This is a genomic window from Klebsiella sp. MS 92-3, from assembly GCF_000195655.1.
GTDB classification, from domain to species: domain Bacteria; phylum Pseudomonadota; class Gammaproteobacteria; order Enterobacterales; family Enterobacteriaceae; genus Klebsiella; species Klebsiella pneumoniae.
This window is the reverse complement of sequence record NZ_GL882851.1, coordinates 31,307-37,086: the sequence shown is the minus strand read 5'-3', so window position 1 is coordinate 37,086 and position 5,780 is coordinate 31,307. Positions and strand designations below refer to the sequence as shown.

At 57.0% G+C, this 5,780-nt stretch carries 7 protein-coding genes; 6 read left to right on the top strand and 1 reads right to left on the bottom strand.

Annotation, left to right across the window (positions count from 1 at the left end):
- The coding region (locus HMPREF9538_RS30505) for a magnesium chelatase domain-containing protein (RefSeq protein WP_009486015.1) at positions 1 to 400 on the bottom strand (400 nt) is incomplete at its 3' end.
- A gap of 354 nt (positions 401 to 754) precedes the next feature.
- Between HMPREF9538_RS30505 and ilvL the strand changes: the two genes are divergently transcribed.
- From ilvL to ilvD, 6 genes are all read left to right on the top strand, one after another.
- Positions 755 to 853, top strand: a complete 99-nt coding sequence (ilvL, locus tag HMPREF9538_RS30500) for an ilv operon leader peptide (RefSeq protein WP_001311244.1) — start codon at positions 755 to 757, stop codon at positions 851 to 853.
- An 84-nt stretch (positions 854 to 937) separates the two neighbouring features.
- Positions 938 to 991: a peptide IlvX gene (gene ilvX / locus HMPREF9538_RS33420; RefSeq protein WP_201281575.1), complete on the top strand. Its 54-nt coding sequence runs from the start codon at positions 938 to 940 to the stop codon at positions 989 to 991.
- Positions 992 to 993: 2 nt separating this feature from the next.
- A complete protein-coding gene (gene ilvG / locus HMPREF9538_RS05130) occupies positions 994 to 2,640 on the top strand; it encodes an acetolactate synthase 2 catalytic subunit (RefSeq protein ID WP_002883142.1) in 1,647 nt (548 codons plus the stop codon).
- The gene (gene ilvM, locus HMPREF9538_RS05135) at positions 2,637 to 2,894 is read left to right on the top strand and encodes an acetolactate synthase 2 small subunit (protein WP_002883170.1); all 258 of its coding nucleotides are present in this window, start codon (positions 2,637 to 2,639) and stop codon (positions 2,892 to 2,894) included. The genes ilvG and ilvM overlap by 4 nt, the downstream gene beginning before the upstream one ends.
- 16 nt (positions 2,895 to 2,910) lie before the next feature.
- On the top strand, positions 2,911 to 3,840 hold the full coding sequence (gene ilvE / locus HMPREF9538_RS05140) for a branched-chain-amino-acid transaminase (RefSeq protein ID WP_002883171.1): 930 nt from the start codon (positions 2,911 to 2,913) through the stop codon (positions 3,838 to 3,840).
- 60 nt (positions 3,841 to 3,900) lie between these two features.
- A complete protein-coding gene (ilvD, locus tag HMPREF9538_RS05145; RefSeq protein ID WP_002883173.1) occupies positions 3,901 to 5,751 on the top strand; it encodes a dihydroxy-acid dehydratase in 1,851 nt (616 codons plus the stop codon).
- Positions 5,752 to 5,780: the final 29 nt, after the last annotated feature.

Genomic DNA, 5,780 nt, shown 5'->3' with positions numbered 1-5,780 from the left:
GGCCGGCTTTGATGGCCTCCATTGCGCTGGGGATCGCCCCTGGAACGCCTCGTAACCCACCTGTAAGGGCGAGTTCGCCCACAAACTCATATTGATTCAGTCGCGTCGTGTTGAGCTGCTCTGAGGCAACGAGAAGCGCGAGAGCGATGGGCAGATCGTATCGTCCGCCTTCTTTGGGCAGATCCGCTGGCGCCAGGTTAATGGTTATCTTCTTCGCAGGAAAAGCGTAGCCGCTGTTGATCAGGGCGCTGCGGACCCGGTCGCGGGCCTCTTTCACGGTGGTTTCCGGCAGCCCGACCATAGTTAGACCAGGAAGACCGTTGCTGAGATGAACCTCAACGGTAATCAATGGCGCTTCGATACCGAGCGCCGCGCGAGTATAGACGATAGCGAGCGACATAAAACCTCCTGGACAGAGAAGAATTATGGTTGGCATGACGTAAAGCGAGAATGGAAAAAGTGCGAATTTAGAACTGCGTATCCATACTTTTCGCGACACATCGTTACATTTAGCCGAAAATGGACGTTTGATCGCAAAACAGAGCTATGTTGGCAAAGAGGGCGCCGAAGAGCGCGGCAGGGGTGAGAAAACTGAATTTTTTTCATTTTTGATTTTTTTCATATAAAACAATTATTTTTATTGAAACCGTTAGGCTGATCAGCAACGAAGATATAAAAAAATCTTGTGCTTTATGTGATGTCTGTGGTAACTCTTTAGGTATTCCTTCGAACAAGAAGCCAGAAAGTATAGAAAATGACAGCCCTTCTACGAGTGATTAGCCTGGTCGTGATTAGCGTGGTGGTGATTATTATCCCACCGTGCGGGGCTGCACTTGGACGAGGAAAGGCTTAGAAATCAAGCCTTAACGAACTAAGACCCCCGCACCGAAAGGTCCGGGGGTTTTTTTATAACTGAAATAACCTAAGCGAGGAGCAGATGATGACTTTTAGCATAAAATTCTGTTTCTCCCGATTTATGACGGGGAACTAACTATGAATGGCGCGCAGTGGGTGGTACATGCTTTGCGGACACAGGGAGTCGACACAGTTTTTGGCTATCCGGGTGGCGCAATTATGCCGGTTTACGATGCACTGTATGACGGCGGCGTGGAGCACCTGCTGTGCCGGCATGAGCAAGGGGCAGCCATGGCGGCCATTGGTTATGCGCGAGCAACCGGTAAAACCGGGGTGTGTATCGCGACGTCCGGCCCGGGCGCGACCAATCTGATCACCGGCCTGGCGGACGCCCTGCTTGACTCTATTCCCATCGTAGCTATCACCGGCCAGGTGGCCGCACCCTTCATCGGCACGGATGCGTTCCAGGAAGTAGACGTTCTCGGTTTGTCACTGGCCTGTACTAAGCACAGTTTCCTTGTGCAGTCTCTGGACGAACTGCCGCGGGTTATTGCCGAGGCTTTCCAGGTGGCAAACTCAGGCCGTCCAGGTCCGGTGCTGGTTGATATCCCTAAGGATATTCAGATGGCGCAGGGCGACCTCGATCCCCATTTCTCTACCGTCGCCGATGAGATGGCATTTCCGCAGGCGGAAGTGGCGCAGGCTCTGCAGATGCTGGCCCAATCGCAGCAACCGATGCTGTATGTTGGCGGCGGGGTCGGCATGGCGCAGGCGGTACCGGCTTTGCGCGAATTCCTGGCGGTGACCAGGATGCCGGCAACCTGCACCCTGAAAGGGCTGGGCGTGGTGGATGCTGATTATCCCTATTATCTCGGCATGCTGGGAATGCACGGCACTAAGGCGGCCAACCTGGCGGTACAGGAGTGCGATCTGCTGATCGCCGTCGGCGCGCGCTTTGACGATCGCGTAACCGGTAAGCTCAATACCTTCGCACCGCATGCCAAAGTGATCCACATGGACATCGATCCGGCGGAGCTGAACAAGCTGCGTCAGGCGCATATCGGTCTGACAGGCGATCTGAACTGCCTGCTGCCGGCGCTGCAGCAGCCGTTAGCTATCGATGGCTGGCGCGAGCGGAGTGCCGCACTGCGTGCCGAGCATGCCTGGCGTTACGATCATCCCGGTGAGGCAATCTACGCGCCGCTGCTGCTGAAGCAGCTTTCCGACCGCAAGCCGGCGGACAGCGTGGTGACCACCGACGTTGGCCAGCACCAGATGTGGTCGGCTCAGCATATGACCTATACCCGCCCGGAAAACTTTATCACCTCCAGCGGCTTAGGCACCATGGGCTTTGGCCTGCCGGCCGCCGTTGGCGCCCAGGTGGCGCGCCCTAACGATACGGTGATCTGTATCTCCGGTGACGGCTCCTTCATGATGAATGTACAGGAGCTGGGCACCGTTAAACGCAAGCAGTTACCGCTGAAGATCGTGTTACTCGACAACCAGCGGTTAGGGATGGTTCGACAATGGCAGCAGCTGTTTTTCCAGGAACGTTATAGCGAAACCACTCTGACTGATAACCCTGATTTCCTCACGCTGGCCAGCGCCTTCGGTATTCCTGGCCAACACATCACCCGTAAAGACCAGGTTGAAGCGGCACTCGACACCATGCTTTCGAGCCAGGGGCCATACCTGCTTCATGTCTCAATCGACGAACTTGAGAATGTCTGGCCGTTGGTGCCGCCCGGCGCCAGTAACTCTGAAATGCTGGAGAAATTATCATGATGCAACATCAGGTCGCTTTACAGGCACGTTTCAATCCGGAAACCTTAGAGCGCGTGCTGCGCGTTGTCCGCCACCGGGGTTTCCACATCTGCGCAATGAACATGGAAACCGCGCCGGACGCACAGAACATAAATATCGAATTGACCGTTGCCAGCCCGCGGCCCGTCGAATTACTGTTTAGTCAATTAAGCAAACTGGTCGACGTTGCCTGCGTCGAGATCCAGCAACCCACATCACAACAAATCCGCGCCTGAGCGCAAAGGAAGAAAAATGACGACGAAAAAAGCTGATTACATTTGGTTCAATGGCGAGATGGTTCCGTGGGGCGAAGCGAAAGTTCATGTGATGTCCCATGCGCTGCACTACGGTACCTCGGTATTCGAGGGGATCCGTTGCTACGACTCGCACAAAGGCCCGGTGGTGTTCCGTCATCGCGAACATATGCAGCGTCTGCATGATTCAGCCAAAATTTATCGTTTCCCGGTCTCCCAGAGCGTCGACGAACTGATGGAAGCCTGCCGCGAAGTCATTCGAACCAATAATCTGACCAGCGCTTATATCCGTCCGCTGGTGTTTGTTGGCGATGTCGGCATGGGGGTAAACCCGCCTCCGGGTTACAACACTGACGTGATCATCGCGGCGTTCCCATGGGGAGCCTACCTCGGCGCAGAAGCGCTTGAGCAGGGGATCGATGCAATGGTCTCTTCCTGGAACCGCGCGGCGCCGAACACTATCCCGACGGCAGCGAAAGCCGGTGGTAATTATCTTTCCTCGCTGCTGGTTGGCAGTGAAGCGCGTCGCCATGGCTATCAGGAAGGTATCGCCCTCGATGTTAACGGCTATATCTCCGAAGGCGCAGGGGAAAACCTGTTTGAAGTGAAGGACGGTGTACTGTTCACCCCGCCGTTTACCTCTTCCGCGCTGCCGGGCATTACCCGCGACGCCATTATCAAGCTGGCGAAAGATCTTGGTATCGAAGTCCGCGAGCAGGTGTTGTCCCGTGAATCCCTGTATCTGGCGGATGAAGTCTTCATGTCCGGCACTGCGGCGGAAATCACCCCGGTACGCAGCGTGGACGGCATCCAGGTCGGCGCAGGCCGTCGCGGTCCGGTAACCAAACGCATTCAGGAAGCCTTCTTTGGCCTCTTCACCGGTGAAACAGAAGATAAATGGGGCTGGTTGGATCCGGTAAGTAAGTAATTAAAAATGGGACGGCACGCACCGTCCCATTTAATAAACACAGATGGGAGTAAAAAGAGCATGCCTAAGTACCGTTCCGCCACCACCACACATGGCCGCAATATGGCGGGCGCCCGCGCGTTGTGGCGCGCAACCGGAATGACCGATGCCGATTTCGGCAAACCGATTATCGCCGTCGTTAACTCCTTTACCCAGTTTGTCCCCGGGCACGTGCACCTGCGCGATCTCGGCAAACTGGTTGCCGAGCAGATTGAAGCCGCCGGTGGCGTGGCCAAAGAATTCAACACCATCGCAGTGGATGATGGGATCGCTATGGGCCACGGGGGTATGCTCTATTCACTGCCATCCCGCGAGCTGATCGCCGACTCGGTGGAGTATATGGTTAACGCCCACTGCGCTGATGCCATGGTTTGTATCTCCAACTGCGACAAAATCACCCCGGGGATGCTGATGGCCTCCCTGCGTTTGAATATTCCGGTGATCTTTGTTTCCGGCGGCCCGATGGAAGCCGGGAAGACCAAGCTGTCAGATAAAATCATCAAGCTTGACCTGGTGGATGCGATGATTCAGGGGGCGGATCCGAAAGTGTCCGACGAGCAGAGTAATCAGGTGGAACGCTCCGCCTGCCCGACCTGCGGCTCCTGTTCCGGGATGTTCACGGCGAACTCCATGAACTGCCTGACCGAAGCGCTGGGCCTGTCGCAGCCGGGCAACGGCTCTCTGCTGGCGACCCACGCCGATCGTAAGGAGCTGTTCCTAAACGCCGGGAAACGTATCGTGGAGCTGACCAAACGCTATTACGAGCAGGATGACGCTTCCGCGCTGCCGCGCAATATCGCCAGCAAGGCGGCCTTTGAGAACGCTATGACGCTGGATATCGCCATGGGCGGCTCCACCAATACCGTTCTGCACCTGCTGGCGGCGGCGCAGGAAGCTGAAATCGACTTCACCATGAGCGATATCGATAAGCTCTCCCGCAAAGTGCCGCAGCTGTGTAAGGTGGCGCCGAGCACGCAGAAATACCATATGGAAGATGTGCATCGCGCCGGCGGCGTGCTGGGCATTCTGGGCGAGCTGGACCGCGCCGGGCTGCTGAATCGCGAGGTCAAAAACGTCCTTGGCCTGACGCTGCCGCAGACCCTGGAACAGTACGATGTGATGGTGACCCAGGACGACGCGGTGAAAAAAATGTTCCGCGCCGGCCCGGCGGGCATCCGTACCACCCAGGCGTTCTCGCAAGACTGCCGCTGGGATACCCTGGATGACGATCGCGCCGAAGGCTGTATCCGTTCTCTGGAACACGCTTACAGCAAGGACGGCGGCCTGGCGGTGCTGTACGGCAATTTCGCAGAAAACGGTTGTATCGTGAAAACCGCCGGCGTGGACGACAGCATCCTGAAATTTACCGGTCCGGCGAAAGTATATGAGAGCCAGGACGATGCGGTTGAGGCCATCCTCGGCGGTAAAGTCGTGGAAGGCGACGTCGTGGTGATCCGCTACGAAGGGCCGAAAGGCGGGCCGGGGATGCAGGAAATGCTTTACCCCACCAGCTTCCTGAAGTCGATGGGGCTGGGCAAAGCGTGCGCGCTGATCACCGATGGCCGTTTCTCCGGCGGCACCTCAGGGCTCTCTATCGGCCACGTCTCTCCGGAAGCGGCGAGCGGCGGCAACATTGCGCTCATTGAAGATGGCGACATGATCGCGATTGATATTCCGAACCGCAGCATCCAGCTGCAGCTGAGCGATGCGGAAATTGCGGCGCGTCGTGAAGCCCAGGAAGCGCGTGGCGACCAGGCGTGGACGCCGAAGAATCGCCAGCGTCAGGTCTCCTTTGCTCTTCGCGCCTACGCCAGCCTGGCGACCAGCGCCGACAAAGGCGCGGTACGCGATAAATCCAAGCTGGGTGGCTAATCATGGCGGATTCACAACCCTTGTCCCCC

What these genes read in the sequence shown, in the direction of transcription:
- ilvE (WP_002883171.1), top strand. Translation starts at nt 2,911, where the DNA reads ATGACGACGAAAAAAGCTGATTACATTTGGTTCAATGGCGAGATGGTT.
- ilvL (WP_001311244.1), top strand. Translation starts at nt 755, where the DNA reads ATGACAGCCCTTCTACGAGTGATTAGCCTGGTCGTGATTAGCGTGGTG.
- ilvM (WP_002883170.1), top strand. Translation starts at nt 2,637, where the DNA reads ATGATGCAACATCAGGTCGCTTTACAGGCACGTTTCAATCCGGAAACC.
- ilvG (WP_002883142.1), top strand. Translation starts at nt 994, where the DNA reads ATGAATGGCGCGCAGTGGGTGGTACATGCTTTGCGGACACAGGGAGTC.
- ilvD (WP_002883173.1), top strand. Translation starts at nt 3,901, where the DNA reads ATGCCTAAGTACCGTTCCGCCACCACCACACATGGCCGCAATATGGCG.